Origin of the sequence: Rahnella perminowiae (assembly GCF_019049695.1) — a bacterium.
Lineage (GTDB): Bacteria > Pseudomonadota > Gammaproteobacteria > Enterobacterales > Enterobacteriaceae > Rahnella > Rahnella perminowiae.
Map to the genome: position 1 here is coordinate 81,708 of NZ_JAFMOT010000178.1, position 14,040 is coordinate 95,747.

Genomic DNA, 14,040 nt, shown 5'->3' on the forward strand with positions numbered 1-14,040 from the left:
ATGGCAGCCCGCTCATGACTCAACGATCCATCACTGACCCTGCTCTTTCCCAACAAGGTAATGAGGACTGGCAGTGCTTTCTGGCACTGCTACAGCAATCTTTTGCTGAAAATCTGCATCAGGATCTGCTGCAACTGCTTCTGACACCCGACGAGCGCGCCGCGCTGGGAACGCGGGTACGTATAATTCAGGAGCTGATGCGGGGGGAGATGAGTCAGCGTGAGCTGAAAAGCCAGCTGGGCGCCGGTATCGCCACGATAACCCGGGGATCGAATGGGTTAAAAACGGCACCGTCAGCGCTAAAGGATTGGTTGAGCGGGCAACTGCTTGAAGACAAAACGGGCGACTAAAGCGCCCGTATCAATCTTAAATTCAATGGGTCTGTGCGCGGGTTTGATAAACCGGATTATGGAAAGGTGCTAAAGCCAGCACCAGCGCCTGATGATAAACGCTGGTACGTGTCAGTTTTCCGGCGGTAAAAATGCCGATGGCGCCGCCTTTGCGCTTCACTTCTGCAATGCCCGTCAGTTTTTCCATTTCATCCCCCAGTTCGCTGCCCTGGTTAATCCCCTGTAAAATGATTTCAGGTAACATTAAACTGGCTGAACGTGATTCGCCGCGCTGGTGCATATTCTCAATGACCATCCAGGCGAAGGTCATATTGTCTTCGATACCCGCTTCTACGCCGACCCAGAAGTCAGCTTCGGGACGAACCTGACGTGCGCCGATAACACGATGGCGCGCTCCGGTCCGGGTTTCATTACTGCCGATAGGTTGATTGGGTACGCCACTGTCGACGTCAACACCTTCAATGCGAAATGCCTCAGCGCCGAAAATATCTTCAAAAGCCATGGCGATCGCTTTGATTTTTGCCGGGTTAGTGGTTGCAGCGACAACATGATACATAGAGTTTTAGCATCCTTTAGCAAATTTCACGCAGTATAACGGAAAACACTCATGTTACAGGTATATCTCGTCCGTCATGGCGAAACAGAATGGAACGCCGCCCGCCGTATTCAGGGGCAGTCAGACAGTCCGCTGACGGCCAAAGGTCTTTATCAGGCCCGTCAGGTTGCTCAGCGCGTACGTAATGAAGGGATCACTCACGTTATCACCAGTGATTTAGGACGAACCCGCCACACGGCGCAGATTATTGCTGATGCCTGTGGGTGTGAAGTGATCGAGGAGCCCCGTTTGCGCGAACTGCATATGGGCGTGCTGGAAGAACGTATTCTGGATGGCCTGACGGAGCAGGAAGAAACATGGCGTAAGCAAATGGTCGATGGTTCACCAAAAGGGCGTATCCCCGAAGGTGAAACGATGACTGAACTGGCCGTGCGTATGCGTGCCGCGCTTGACAGCTGTCTGGATTTACCGGCGGGAAGCAAGCCGCTGCTGGTCAGCCACGGTATTGCGCTGGGCTGTCTGATCAGTACGATCCTCGGATTGCCGGCGTATGCGGAACGTCGCCTGCGTCTGCGTAACTGTTCATTGTCGCGTGTCGATCATCAGCAAAGCGCATGGCTGGCAAATGGCTGGATTGTGGAAACGGCGGGCGATGTATCACATCTTGATCTGCCCGCGCTAGACGAGTTGCAACGCTAACGCCGGGAGGCGTTAGCGGCGGATTGGGATCAGGTAATCACACCGTATTTCAGTTGGCTCGGTGCCTGGATCACGGCCATTGGTGTAAAAGCGTTCGATATCCTGTCCCTTTCTGCGAGTCAGTTTCAACGTTGGCAGACAGGTGCTGTACAACGTCAGAATAAACTCCTGCAGATGCTCCGGTGTGCCATCGTAGTGGAACATGGCATATTCACCGTGCTGTAACACAATCGGCTGACCTTCAACGTTTTCAGGCAGGTGCTGAGCTTCCAGCGCTGTTGTGTACAAGACTTCCTGCTCATCATCTTTCTCCTGGCTTGGACGAGAATGGTGCAGGCCATAAAGAATAGGTGGCAGCGTTTTCGCTTCGCCAATATATTGACGCCAGAAATGTCGACGCATCTCGTTGCGGTACGTGGTGATTTGCTCCAGCGTACATGAATAGCTTTGCGTCATGCCGATCAGATGCTGTTCCGGCAGGGAGATATATTCGGGTTGCGGCAGTGTGAATGCACCCAGGCGGATAGGCGGGCAAATACCAAATGAATGCCAGTCTTCAGCACGACGATACAGTGCTGGCGTCTGTGCGAACTGTTTTTTGAAAGCCCGGGTAAACGTTTGTTGAGAGTCAAAACGGTACTGAAGGGCGATATCTAAAATCGGGCGACTGGTGAGGCGCAAAGCAACAGCCGCTTTCGACAGACGGCGGGCACGAATATAAGCGCCAATGGCATTATTAGTGACGTCTTTAAACATGCGCTGCAGGTGCCACTTGGAATAGCCGGCCTTGGCTGCGACGTTGTCGAGTGACAAGGGCTGGTCTAAATGGGTTTCTAACCAGCTAAGAAGGTCACGAATGATTCCTGCTTGATCCATAGATCGTCCTCGTTGAACTAAGATAGATGCACAGAATGATGGGCGGCATAATAGCAACTTTTTCCCGATAAGACTTCTTAAGAATTTTTTGGCTATCTGTGCTATTCACAGGTGTTACAGAGTATTTCCTTCAAAAAGTGTGAATGCACGCTTTCTGATTAGGGTTTCTTTAGAAAACAACGTCATGCTAATGATGTGGAGTAACTTAATGAATAAATGTTGGATTTTTGTGTTTGGGATGTTTGTTTTTTGTTCCGGAGCAGCACACGCAGAGCAAGTAGGATCGGTGGATACAGTCTTCAAGTTATTCGGTCCGGACCATAAAATTGTGGTTGAGGCCTTTGATGATCCTGATATTAAAAATGTAACTTGTTATATCAGTCGTGCCAAAACCGGCGGAATTAAGGGCGGACTCGGTCTGGCCGAAGATACGTCCGATGCGGCGATTTCCTGCCAGCAGGTAGGACCTATTGATCTCAGCGATAAGATTAAGCAGGGGAAAGACAAAGGCACCGTGGTTTTCCAGAAACGGACTTCTCTGGTGTTTAAAAAGCTTCAGGTTGTGCGTTTTTATGATGACAAACGCAATGCGCTTATCTACCTGAGCTATTCCGATAAAGTCGTGGACGGGTCACCGAAAAACGCACTCAGTGCGGTGCCGATCATTCCGTGGGGACACACTGAACCCTGAGTTTCAGTGGGGATCCCAATCAAAAGGCCAGCTTTCGCTGGCCTTTAACGTTTTATCACATTGACTACAGAGCGGTTGGCAACCTTCTGTATCAGTCTTCCAGGTCACCGCAGAAACGGTAGCCTTCACCATGGATGGTGGCGATGATTTCCGGCGTATCCGGCGTTGCTTCGAAATGCTTACGAATGCGGCGGATCGTCACGTCAACAGTACGGTCATGAGGTTTCAGCTCGCGGCCGGTCATTTTCTTCAGCAAGTCGCCACGGGTCTGGATTTTGCCTGGGTTTTCACAGAAATGCAGCATGGCGCGGAATTCACTGCGCGGTAATTTGTACTGTTCGCCCTGCGGGCTAATCAGTGAACGGCTGTTAATATCGAGTTCCCAGCCATTGAATTTGTAGCTTTCAACCAGACGACGTTCTTCACCGGTAGTACCCAGGTTCATCGTACGGGACAGCAGATTGCGTGCGCGGATGGTCAGTTCACGCGGGTTGAATGGCTTGGTGATGTAGTCATCAGCGCCGATTTCCAGACCCAAAATTTTATCTACTTCGTTGTCGCGGCCGGTCAGGAACATCAAAGCAACGCTGGCTTGTTCGCGCAGTTCGCGTGCCAGCAGCAGGCCATTTTTGCCTGGCAGGTTGATGTCCATGATAACCAGATTGATGTCATTTTCGGAGAGAATGTGGTGCATTTCAGCGCCATCATTGGCTTCATGAACCATGTAGCCTTCTGCTTCAAAAATGCTCTTTAACGTATTACGTGTCACTAACTCGTCTTCGACGATCAGAATGTGAGGGGTCTGCATGATTGCTACCTAAGATTGCCAACAAATAGAAAATAGGAGTACAGAAGTCCTTGTTATCCCAATGAATTTTGATGCCTTATTGGCCATCTCACTCGTTACATGACTAAAGTACGTAAACGCGTTCTCGATGCAATTTCCATCAACGGCAACAACATCGCAAGCTCGGTCAGGGATTCCACTTTCTGCAGTTCCACGGGGTCCTAAAGCGGCGCATATCCTAACCCTATTAACAGCAATATAACAGCCAGTGCCGAAATTACCACCCAACAAAATTACGGTTTGTTGACATATATCAAGTTCAATTGTAGCACGGTAACAGAACAGTGAAAAACACTTACAAGAATGCACGCTTGAGTCACATTTCGCCCTTTATTGTACACGATTCAGCAAATGATGAAGAAACAAAGATAAATGCAAAATCTGTATGTATCCTTATTATATATCCATATGAAAAATAATGACTAATTTTTTAACTTCGTATGCTTATCCTGACCAGCCGCTTTTTTCCCTGTCGATTAAGCTTTTCCGATAAAATAAAGGAATATATCAAGTCGGCTGTTAAGTTCTTGTGAAGAATATAAACGATGAATAGATCTGAAACAGGGTAAAATTTCATCGCTGAAATACAGGCGACAAATTGTTCTCTCTTCCTACAAAGGCGTGATATGCAACTTCATATTATTTTAGTGTCACCGGCCCGCCCGGAAAATGTCGGTGCGGCAGCCCGCGCAATGAAAACCATGGGCTTTGCTTCCTTGCGTATTGTAGACAGTGGCGCACATCTGCAGCCTGAAGCCGGCTGGGTGGCGCATGGCTCGCAGGAAATCCTGCAAAATGCCCTGCATTTCAGCACGCTGGCAGAAGCGCTGGCTGACATCGATTTTACGGTGGCGACGACGGCCCGCAGCCGGGCCAAATTTCACTATTACTGTACACCTCAGGAATTACAGGGGCAGCTTGAAGAGAAAAGCCAGTGGGTGAATCATGCCGCGTTGGTGTTTGGCCGTGAGGATTCCGGGCTGACCAATGAAGAACTGGAACTGGCTGACGTGCTGACCGGCGTACCGATGGTAGCGGATTATCCTTCGCTGAATCTGGGGCAGGCAGTCATGGTGTTCTGTTATCAGCTCTCTTCGCTGAATCAGATAACGTCCGTGAAACCAGCACATGCCGAAGCCGGACAGTTATCGGCATTGCGTGCGCGGGTCGGACGTTTACTGGAAAATGTCGGGGCAGAAGATGACCAGAAATTGTCCGACTGGCTGCATCAGCGCCTCGGTCTTTTGCAACAGCGCGATGCGGCAATGTTGCATACATTGCTGCATGACATCGAAAAAAAGCTGACCCAATGATGTGAGGTGAATCCTTGCCGCTACAGTTCTATATCCGGTGCAATGAGAACAGAGTTACCGATCACACTGGAAATGGTTTTAAAGGCAGAGAATTATCCATTTGATTCTGTCCGTGATTAACCGGACGAAAACAGAAAAAAATTGACTTATTGTGCCTTATGCTTTAGCTAATAGAGGCAGACAGAGTACAAACCAAAGACAGACAGAAAATAAAAATGCGAATCATCAGCCTGAACACAACAATTATTACCACCACCGATACCACAGGTAACGGGGCGGGCTGACGCGTACAGGAAAAAGAAAAAAAGCCCGCACCTAACCAGTGCGGGCTTTTTTTTTACATTTAAACGAGAGCTTCAGGAGAGAACCAGAAATGCGAGTGTTGAAATTTGGCGGGACCTCGGTAGCAAACGCAGAACGCTTCATGCGGGTTGCGGAAATTATGGAAAGCAATGCGCGTCAGGGACAGGTCGCGACGGTATTATCCGCGCCTGCCAAAATCACCAACTATCTGGTCGCTATGATTGAACGGACTGTCGCAGGGCAGGACATTCAGACCATCATGAGTGATGCGGAAAACATTTTTGGTCAGCTGATCACCGGTCTGGCGGCAGTGCAGCCGGGCTTTGATTTGCCGAAAGTGAAAGCGTTTGTCGATCAGGAATTCGCTCAGCTTAAACAGCTGATGCACGGTATTACGCTGCTGGGACAATGCCCGGACAGCGTAAATGCCTCCATCATTTGTCGTGGCGAGAAGCTCTCAATCGCCATTATGGAAGCAGTGTTTGTTGCCAAAGGCTTTGGCGTCACCGTCATTAACCCGGTCGAAAAACTGCTCGCTCAGGGGCATTACCTCGAATCAACCGTGGACATCAATGAATCCACCCGCCGTATCGCCGCCAGCGCTATTCCAGCCGGTCATATCGTGCTGATGGCCGGTTTCACTGCCGGTAACGAGCAGGGCGAGCTGGTGGTGCTGGGACGTAACGGTTCCGATTATTCAGCTGCCGTGCTGGCCGCCTGTTTACGCGCTGACTGCTGTGAAATCTGGACAGATGTTGACGGTGTATATACCTGTGACCCGCGCACTGTCCCGGATGCCCGCTTACTGAAATCAATGTCTTATCAGGAAGCGATGGAGCTGTCGTACTTTGGTGCGAAAGTGCTTCACCCGCGTACCATCTTACCCATTGCTCAGTTCCAGATCCCCTGCCTGATTAAAAACACCACCAACCCCCAGGCACCGGGTACTCTGATTGGCAGCGAAAGCCTGGATGATAATACACCGGTGAAAGGCATCACCAATCTCAACAACATGGCAATGATCAACGTTTCCGGTCCGGGGATGAAAGGGATGATCGGCATGGCAGCACGCGTGTTTGCGGTGATGTCCCGTTCGGGTATTTCCGTGGTGCTGATCACCCAGTCTTCTTCCGAATACAGCATCAGCTTCTGTGTGCCGCAGAGCGAGCTGGAGCGCGCCCGTAAAGCGCTGGAAGATGAGTTTTATCTCGAGCTGAAAGACGGTCTGCTTGAGCCGCTGGATGTGATGGAAAAACTGGCGGTCATTTCGGTAGTCGGTGACGGCATGCGTACCCTGCGCGGCATCTCGGCGAAATTCTTCTCGGCACTGGCGCGCGCTAATATCAATATCGTGGCCATCGCCCAGGGGTCTTCCGAGCGCTCCATCTCCGTTGTGGTCAATAACGACGATGCGACCACCGGCGTACGGGTCAGTCACCAGATGCTGTTCAACACAGATCAGGTCATTGAAGTTTTCCTGATCGGCGTCGGCGGTGTGGGCGGGGCGTTGATTGAACAGATCCGCCGTCAGCAGGCGTGGCTGAAAACCAAACACATCGATCTGCGTGTTTGCGGTATCGCTAACTCCCGCGCATTGCTGACCAACGTGCACGGTATTGCGCTGGAAACCTGGCGTGATGAGCTGGGTGCAGCGAAAGAGTCGCTGAATCTTGGCCGTCTGATCCGTCTGGTGAAAGAGTACCACCTGCTGAATCCGGTGATTGTGGACTGTACTTCCAGTCAGGAAGTGGCTGATCAGTACGCCGATTTCCTGGCTGACGGCTTCCACGTTGTAACGCCGAATAAAAAAGCCAATACCTCATCAATGAATTATTACTATCAGTTGCGTAAGGCGGCGGATGGTTCACGCCGTAAATTTCTCTACGACACCAATGTCGGCGCAGGTTTGCCGGTAATTGAAAACCTGCAAAACCTGCTGAACGCAGGGGATGAGCTGGTGCGTTTCACCGGTATTTTATCCGGCTCGCTGTCATATATCTTCGGCAAACTGGATGAAGGCATGTCATTGTCTGCTGCGACCTTGCAGGCGCGGGATATGGGCTATACCGAACCGGATCCGCGCGACGATCTTTCCGGTATGGACGTCGCCCGTAAGTTGCTGATTCTGGCGCGTGAAGCCGGTTACAAACTGGAACTGACGGATATCGATGTGGAATCTGTTTTACCACCGTCCTTCAATTCAGAAGGCAATGTGAATGAATTTGTGGCGCGACTGCCGGAACTGGATGCCGAATTTGCGCAGCGTGTTGCGCAGGCCACCGCCGCAGGTAAAGTATTGCGCTATGTTGGTGCTATCGAAGACGGGCAGTGCAAAGTAAAAATCGATGCTGTCGATGGCAATGACCCGCTTTATAAAGTAAAAAATGGGGAGAATGCGCTGGCGTTTTACAGCCGCTATTATCAGCCGTTGCCGTTAGTTCTGCGTGGCTACGGTGCGGGTAATGATGTGACGGCGGCAGGTGTGTTTGCCGATCTTTTGAGAACGCTGTCATGGAAGTTAGGAGTTTAATATGGTTAAGGTGTATGCCCCGGCTTCAATCGGGAACGTCAGCGTAGGCTTCGATGTGTTGGGCGCGGCCGTTTCTCCGGTGGATGGCACGCTGCTGGGGGACTGTGTTTCCGTTGAGCCAGCCACCGTCTTCAGTCTGAAAAACGAAGGCAAGTTTGTGTCTAAACTGCCGGATCGTATGGAAGACAACATTGTTTATCAGTGCTGGCAGCGTTTCTGTCAGGAAATCGGCAAGCAAGTGCCGGTGGCGATGACGCTGGAAAAAAACATGCCGATCGGCTCAGGTCTGGGTTCCAGCGCCTGTTCTGTGGTTGCCGGTCTGATGGCGATGAACGAGTTTTGTGGTAAGCCGCTTAATGAAAACCAGATGCTGTTGCTGATGGGTGAGCTTGAAGGGCGTATTTCCGGTAGCGTGCATTTCGATAATGTCGCGCCATGCTATTTAGGCGGCATTCAGCTGATGCTGGAAGAACTCGATATCATCAGCCAGCCTGTGCCAGGTTTTGACGACTGGCTGTGGGTGATGGCGTATCCGGGCATCAAAGTTTCAACGGCCGAAGCGCGTGCCATTTTACCCGCGCAGTATCGTCGTCAGGATTGCATCAGCCACGGACGTTATCTGGCGGGCTTTATCCATGCCTGTCACACTCAGCAACCCGCACTGGCTGCAAAGCTGATGAAAGATGTGATTGCTGAGCCTTACCGTACCCGTCTGCTGCCAGGTTTTGCCCAGGCGCGCAGCGCCTCAGAAGAAATTGGTGCGCTGGCTTGCGGGATTTCCGGCTCAGGCCCGACGCTGTTTGCGGTGTGCAATGACAGCGCGACAGCGAAACGTATGGCTGACTGGTTGCAGACGCATTATCTGCAAAATGACGAAGGCTTTGTTCATATTTGTCGTCTTGATACCGCGGGCGCGCGGGTATTGGGATAACTCGATAATTTATTGGGATAACTAATGAAACTGTACAACCTGAAGGATCATAACGAGCAGGTCAGCTTTGCTCAGGCCGTCAAACAAGGCCTTGGAAAACAGCAGGGATTATTCTTTCCGCTGGAACTGCCGGAGTTTGAACTGACGGAAATCGACCGTTTGCTGGAACTGGATTTCGTCACCCGCAGTAGCCGCATTCTTTCTGCTTTCATCGGCGATGAAATTCCGGAAGAAGAATTATATCAGCGTGTGAAAAACGCGTTTGCTTTCCCGGCACCTGTCGTCAACGTGGAAGAAGACATTGCCTGTCTGGAACTTTTCCACGGCCCGACCCTGGCTTTTAAAGATTTCGGCGGCCGCTTTATGGCGCAAATCCTGACTCAGGTATCGGGCGATCAGCCGGTGACCATTCTGACTGCGACGTCCGGTGATACCGGTGCGGCAGTGGCGCATGCCTTCCACGGCCTGAAAAATGTGCGAGTGGTGATTCTGTACCCGCGCGGCAAAATCAGTCCGTTGCAGGAAAAACTGTTCTGCACCCTCGGTGGCAACATTCATACCGTCGCCATCGACGGTGACTTTGATGCCTGTCAGGCGCTGGTGAAACAGGCATTTGATGATGAAGAGCTGAAATTTGCGCTGAAACTGAATTCGGCGAACTCTATCAACATCAGCCGTCTGCTGGCACAGATTTGTTATTACTTTGAAGCCGTTGCCCAACTGCCTCAGGAAGCGCGCAATCAGCTGGTGGTTTCCGTGCCAAGCGGTAACTTTGGTGATTTAACGGCAGGTCTGCTGGCGAAATCTCTCGGCCTGCCGGTGAAACGCTTTATCGCTGCGACCAACGCCAATGACACAGTGCCGCGTTTTCTGTCTAACGGTGAATGGGAGCCGAAGAAAACCGTTGCGACGCTGTCGAACGCAATGGATGTCAGCCAGCCCAACAACTGGCCGCGCGTGGAAGAGCTGTATCGTCGTAAAACCTGGCAACTGAAAGATCTGGGCTTTGGCACAGTCAGCGATGACACCACCGAAGATGCGATGCGCGAGCTGGCCAATATCGGTTATACCTCGGAACCTCACGCGGCAATTGCTTACCGCGTACTGCGCGATCAGCTGCAGCCGGGTGAATTTGGCCTGTTCATCGGGACGGCGCATCCGGCAAAATTCAAGGAAAGCGTGGAAGCGATCCTGGATCAGGATATTGGTTTGCCGAAAGAACTGGCGGATCGCGCTGACCTGCCATTGTTGTCGCACAATCTGCCGGCTGATTTCAGCGAAATGCGCGCATTCCTGATGGCATTACCTGAATAAATAGCCTGCTTCTGACATGTAAAAGCCCTCTCCGCGAGGGCTTTTTTATATAGGCAGATCAAAAGGATCAGCGTTCTGGGCGGGTAAAGACCAGTTCATTACCTTGCGAACGTGATTCATCAAACCCGTAACCTTCCAGATTGAAATCCTGAAGCTGTTTCGGCTTATCAAGGCGTTCTTTGATGATAAACCGGCTCATCAGGCCGCGCGCTTTTTTGGCATAGAAGCTGATGACTTTATATTTGCCGTTTTTCTCGTCGAGGAATACCGGCTTGATAATTTCGCCATCCAGCAGTTTAGGTTTCACGGCTTTGAAGTATTCATCGGACGCCAGATTCACCAGCACCTGGTTTTTTTGTTCGCTGAGTAAGTGGTTGAGTTTTTCAGTCAGTAAATCTCCCCAGAAGGCGTACAGATTAGCGCCCTGTGGGTTTTCCAGCCGGATACCCATTTCCAGCCGGTAAGGCATCATCAGATCCAGCGGGCGCAGCAGGCCATATAAGCCGGACAACATCCGCAGATGTTTCTGAGCAAAATCAAAATCTTTCTCACTGAAATCTTCTGCCTGCAGGCCCGTATAAACATCACCTTTAAAGGCCAGCAAAGCCTGACGCGCATTTTCCGGTGTGAAATCCGGCTGCCAGTCATTGAAACGTTCTGCGTTGAGATGGGCCAGTTTATCGCTGATCCCCATCAGTGAAGAGATTTGCGCCGGGGACATTTTACGTGCCACGGTGATCAGCTGGCTGGATTTATCCAGCAACTCCGGTTGAGTGTAGCGCGTTGTCGCAAGCGGGCTTTCGTAATCGAGCGTTTTGGCAGGTGAAATAATGGTTAACATAGTCTCGTCCGTTGGTCAGTGACGGTTCACATTCAGGAATCTTTGTGGCCTCACTGTAGCAAAAAAGCCACGGCGATGGAGGCATGATATCGATAGGTAAAAGCAGACAACGTCAGCGCGGAGGCATTTTTTTATCCCAGACACCAGGCTGGATCTGGCCGCGTAATTCAGGGTAATTGTCAGGGTTAAACACCGGTATTTTCCCCATACGTCGCTGACGTTCATAATCTTTCACCACGCTGACCGCAATTCCCGAGAGCAGCAGCAATGCGGTGAGATTGAGTATTGCCATCAATGCCATAAAGATATCAGCCAGCTTCCATAACAACTGAATTTCCAGCAGACATCCGCAGAACACCATGGCGATGACCAGTAACCTGAAAATCATTAATTTCAGAGGTGAAGAACGGTGAAAGAAATTCAGATTGTTTTCGGCATAGGCATAGTTTCCGGCAATCGACGTAAATGCAAAAGAGAAGACCAGTATGGCCAGAACCACATGGCTCCAGCTTCCGGTCACCGGCATAATCGATTGTTGTATCAGCCGGATACCGGTTGCAGCGTCAGGTTGATCAAGGGTTCCTGACGTCAGGATGATCAGCGCAGTGGCAGTACAAATCACCATGGTATCGATAAAGACTGCAAACATCTGACTGAATCCCGCCATGGCCGGATGGCTGACGCCGGCCATCGCCGCTGCATTGGGTGAAGAACCGACACCGGCCTCGCTGGCAAAAGCGCCGCGCTGCATTCCCTGTGTGATGGCCTGTGTTATGCCATATGCCAGTGCGCCGGATGCCGCCTGCTGTATGCCAAAGGCACTTTTGAATACCAGCACCAGCACCTGGGGCAATCTTTCAACTTGATGACCAATGATCCAGATGGCCAGCAACAGATACGCGAAGGCCATCATCGGCATCAGCCATTTTGTAAGCCCGGTTATTGCCCGTATACCGCCGAAGATCAGTATTGCGATCAGTGCGGATAAAATGCAGGCGGTAACCAGTGCCGGTATATGCAGAAGGTGAAAAGAGGCCTGCGCAATGGAATTAGCCTGTAATGCACTGAAAATAAAGCCACAGGAAATCACCATCAGTGAAGAAAACAGGACACCCATCCAGCGCATTCCCAACCCTTTTTCCATGTAATCCGCCGGACCACCACGAAATTTCCCCTGAGCTGCATTGCCTTTGTAAACCTGCGCCAGCGTGTTTTCTATCATTGCCGTCGCCATGTTGAAAACCGCAATTATCCACATCCAGAAGATTGCGCCGGGGCCGCCCAGCGTAATGGCGATGGCGACACCGGTGAGGTTGCCGGTACCAATACGCGATGCAAGGCTCAGACACAGCGACTGCCACGGGGAAATACCTCTCGTGGTGTGTTTTTGTTTATAAAGTGTGGAGGAGAAAAGGTGGCCAAAATGACGGAACTGAATAAAGCCAAGCCGGAACGTGAGGTAAATGCCGGTGCCGCACAGCAGGTAAATCAGGATCGAACTCCAGAGAATTGTGTCGAAAAAATCCAGCAGGTCGTTCATGAATTGTCCTTGGTTGATTCGCCCTTCATCGTTTTTATTTGTTTGCTTGCGGGCAATGACCACTTTGGGTGGCTAACATACCTTTTTTATCGAATGGGTGACATAGGCATTTTGACTGACTTTGCGTGTTTTGGAAGGTGAAAAATCACGGCATGCTCGTAGCCGAGCACGCCGTGATATGCGCCTTGCGCCTGGCTTTTTGCATGTTATCATCAGCCAAAGGCAAGGCATGAAAATGTCTATACGAAAACGTCCAAACGATGAGATATGCCAAAATGACCGATAAACTGACTTCCCTACGCCAAATGACTCAGGTTGTAGCTGACACCGGAGATATCGCGGCAATGAAGTTGTACCAGCCGCAGGATGCGACCACTAATCCGTCTCTGATCCTCAGCGCTGCCCAAATCCCTGAATACCGTAAACTGATCGACGAAGCTATCGCCTGGGCACGTGACCAGAGCAGCGATCATGACCAGCAGATTACTGATGCCGCTGACAAACTGGCAGTGAACATCGGTCTGGAAATCCTGAAACTGGTCCCGGGCCGTATTTCAACAGAAGTTGATGCACGTCTGTCATACGATACTGATGCAAGCGTGGCCAAAGCCAAACGCCTGATCAAACTCTACAATGATGCGGGTATCAGCAATGACCGTATCCTGATCAAACTGGCTTCGACCTGGCAGGGCATCCGCGCTGCTGAGAAACTGGAAAAAGAAGGCATCAACTGTAACCTGACGCTGCTGTTCTCCTTCGCTCAGGCGCGTGCTTGTGCTGAAGCGGGGGTCTTCCTGATTTCTCCGTTCGTTGGCCGTATCCTTGACTGGTACAAAGCCAACGGTGACAAAAAAGAGTTCGCACCGCATGAAGATCCGGGCGTCGTGTCGGTGACCGAAATCTACGAATACTACAAACAACACGGCTATGAAACTGTCGTGATGGGGGCAAGCTTCCGTAACATTGGCGAAATCATTGAACTGGCAGGCTGTGACCGCCTGACCATCGCCCCTACGCTGCTGAAAGAACTGGCAGAAAGCGAAGGCCCGCTGGAGCGCAAACTGTCCTTCTCCGGTGAAACCAAGCCACGTCCTGCACCACTGACTGAATCTCAGTTCTACTGGGAGCATAACCAGGATCCAATGGCGATCGACAAACTGGCTGACGGTATCCGTAAGTTTGCAGTCGATCAGGGTAAACTGGAAAAAATGATTTCTGATTTGCTGTAATCAGCGCTCTGTTTCAGCAT

Annotated in this window: 14 protein-coding genes and 1 other annotated feature; of the genes, 9 read left to right on the plus strand and 5 right to left on the minus strand. The window is 51.0% G+C overall.

Features of this window, described 5'->3' with window-relative positions; translation table 11 throughout:
* The first annotated feature begins 14 nt into the window (after positions 1-14).
* Positions 15-350, plus strand: coding sequence for a trp operon repressor (gene trpR, locus J1781_RS14120; RefSeq protein WP_129953263.1), 336 nt, complete (start codon positions 15-17; stop codon positions 348-350).
* Positions 351-372: 22 nt separating this feature from the next.
* Here trpR and yjjX read toward each other — a convergent pair whose 3' ends face one another.
* On the minus strand, positions 373-906 hold the full coding sequence (yjjX, locus tag J1781_RS14125) for an inosine/xanthosine triphosphatase (protein WP_047609789.1): 534 nt from the start codon (positions 904-906) through the stop codon (positions 373-375).
* 51 nt (positions 907-957) lie between these two features.
* Between yjjX and gpmB the strand changes: the two genes are divergently transcribed.
* Positions 958-1,605, plus strand: coding sequence for a 2,3-diphosphoglycerate-dependent phosphoglycerate mutase GpmB (gene gpmB / locus J1781_RS14130; RefSeq protein WP_129953262.1), 648 nt, complete (start codon positions 958-960; stop codon positions 1,603-1,605).
* Positions 1,606-1,617: 12 nt separating this feature from the next.
* On the opposite strand, the gene robA is transcribed toward gpmB, so the two are convergent.
* Complete coding sequence (gene robA / locus J1781_RS14135) at positions 1,618-2,481, minus strand: MDR efflux pump AcrAB transcriptional activator RobA (RefSeq protein WP_129953261.1); 864 nt, start codon at positions 2,479-2,481, stop codon at positions 1,618-1,620.
* 208 nt (positions 2,482-2,689) lie between these two features.
* Here robA and creA point away from each other — a divergent pair, with 208 nt between their 5' ends.
* On the plus strand, positions 2,690-3,172 hold the full coding sequence (creA, locus tag J1781_RS14140; RefSeq protein ID WP_129991297.1) for a protein CreA: 483 nt from the start codon (positions 2,690-2,692) through the stop codon (positions 3,170-3,172).
* 91 nt (positions 3,173-3,263) lie between these two features.
* On the opposite strand, the gene arcA is transcribed toward creA, so the two are convergent.
* Complete coding sequence (gene arcA / locus J1781_RS14145; protein ID WP_013577079.1) at positions 3,264-3,980, minus strand: two-component system response regulator ArcA; 717 nt, start codon at positions 3,978-3,980, stop codon at positions 3,264-3,266.
* Between the two features lie 665 nt (positions 3,981-4,645).
* Here arcA and J1781_RS14150 point away from each other — a divergent pair.
* The 5 genes from J1781_RS14150 to thrC all read left to right on the plus strand — a co-directional run bounded on the left by J1781_RS14150 (position 4,646) and on the right by thrC (position 10,410).
* Positions 4,646-5,332, plus strand: a complete 687-nt coding sequence (locus tag J1781_RS14150; protein ID WP_129953259.1) for a tRNA/rRNA methyltransferase — start codon at positions 4,646-4,648, stop codon at positions 5,330-5,332.
* 215 nt (positions 5,333-5,547) lie between these two features.
* A complete protein-coding gene (gene thrL, locus J1781_RS14155) occupies positions 5,548-5,616 on the plus strand; it encodes a thr operon leader peptide (RefSeq protein WP_071823645.1) in 69 nt (22 codons plus the stop codon).
* Positions 5,555-5,671: a sequence feature (Thr leader region), on the plus strand. Its footprint overlaps the gene before it by 62 nt.
* A 34-nt stretch (positions 5,672-5,705) precedes the next feature.
* Positions 5,706-8,165, plus strand: coding sequence for a bifunctional aspartate kinase/homoserine dehydrogenase I (gene thrA, locus J1781_RS14160; RefSeq protein WP_129953258.1), 2,460 nt, complete (start codon positions 5,706-5,708; stop codon positions 8,163-8,165).
* A 1-nt stretch (position 8,166) separates the two neighbouring features.
* Positions 8,167-9,096 carry a homoserine kinase gene (thrB, locus tag J1781_RS14165; RefSeq protein ID WP_129953257.1) on the plus strand — a complete coding sequence of 310 codons (930 nt, stop codon included), beginning with the start codon at positions 8,167-8,169 and terminating at the stop codon, positions 9,094-9,096.
* A 24-nt stretch (positions 9,097-9,120) separates the two neighbouring features.
* Positions 9,121-10,410 (plus strand): threonine synthase, encoded by a 1,290-nt coding sequence (gene thrC, locus J1781_RS14170; protein ID WP_217218955.1) that lies wholly within the window; start codon positions 9,121-9,123, stop codon positions 10,408-10,410.
* 67 nt (positions 10,411-10,477) lie between these two features.
* Here thrC and yaaA read toward each other — a convergent pair whose 3' ends face one another.
* Positions 10,478-11,251: a peroxide stress protein YaaA gene (gene yaaA / locus J1781_RS14175; protein WP_217233780.1), complete on the minus strand. Its 774-nt coding sequence runs from the start codon at positions 11,249-11,251 to the stop codon at positions 10,478-10,480.
* Between the two features lie 112 nt (positions 11,252-11,363).
* A complete protein-coding gene (locus tag J1781_RS14180; protein WP_217233781.1) occupies positions 11,364-12,791 on the minus strand; it encodes an alanine/glycine:cation symporter family protein in 1,428 nt (475 codons plus the stop codon).
* Positions 12,792-13,066: 275 nt separating this feature from the next.
* Here J1781_RS14180 and tal point away from each other — a divergent pair, with 275 nt between their 5' ends.
* The gene (gene tal, locus J1781_RS14185) at positions 13,067-14,020 is read left to right on the plus strand and encodes a transaldolase (RefSeq protein WP_129991299.1); all 954 of its coding nucleotides are present in this window, start codon (positions 13,067-13,069) and stop codon (positions 14,018-14,020) included.
* The last annotated feature ends 20 nt before the right edge of the window (positions 14,021-14,040 follow it).